This window comes from Asaia sp. SF2.1 (assembly GCF_000505765.1).
Lineage (GTDB): Bacteria > Pseudomonadota > Alphaproteobacteria > Acetobacterales > Acetobacteraceae > Asaia > Asaia bogorensis.
In genome coordinates this window covers 1-645 of sequence record NZ_AYXS01000049.1, presented here as the reverse complement: position 1 = coordinate 645, position 645 = coordinate 1, and the positions used below count along the sequence as shown (strand labels likewise).

Here is a 645-nt window from a genome sequence, read left to right as displayed (position 1 = left end):
AGGTTGCCCCGTCACCCCATCGAGGGCCGCGGTAGCCTCATTCAGATCGTCCATGACGCGTCTTGCGTGGATCAGGAGTATGCGCCCGGCCTCGGTCAGTCTGAGGGCATGCGGGCCGCGCTCGAACAGCTTTGCCCCGATTTCCCTCTCCAGACGGAACAATGCCCGGCTGAGCGATGATTTAGGCGTTCCCGTGGCGCGCGAGGCCGCGCTGAGGCTCATGGTCTCTGCGATGCGCAGAAAGCTGCCGAGATCATCTGAGTTCATGGGCTCGTGTTCCAGATATGGAACAAGACGTCTACGATGCCGCATCTGCCCTGTCCAACGGGAACGGCTTATCGTGCCTCTTCAGTAAGGGGGCCGAGATGTCAAAACCAGTGATTCTGATTACGGGCGCAACCGAACAGCAAGGCGGGGCCACGATCCGCGAGATGCAACGTCGAGGGCTTTGGCACATTCGCGCGCTTGTTCGGGATCTGAAGGCGCCAAAAGCAGTCGCTCTGGCAAAATATGGAGTTGAGCTCGTTCTCGGCGATCTAGACGACGATCACTCCCTTCGATTGGCGCTTGATGGGGCTGAGGGCGTTTTATCTGTCCAGTCGCCCATGAAGATCGGTCCAGTCGGCGAAGAGCGACAGGGGAAGA

Annotated in this window: 2 protein-coding genes; one reads left to right on the top strand and one right to left on the bottom strand. The window is 59.5% G+C overall.

What is annotated here, in order from left to right; genetic code table 11:
• On the bottom strand, positions 1 to 267 hold a 267-nt coding region (locus tag P792_RS39265; protein WP_235075523.1), incomplete at its 3' end, for a LysR family transcriptional regulator.
• Between the two features lie 17 nt (positions 268 to 284).
• On the opposite strand from P792_RS39265, the gene P792_RS0120065 reads away from it, so the two are divergent.
• Positions 285 to 645, top strand: a 361-nt coding sequence (locus tag P792_RS0120065) for an NmrA family NAD(P)-binding protein (RefSeq protein WP_031241478.1), incomplete at its 3' end; no start/stop codon positions are given.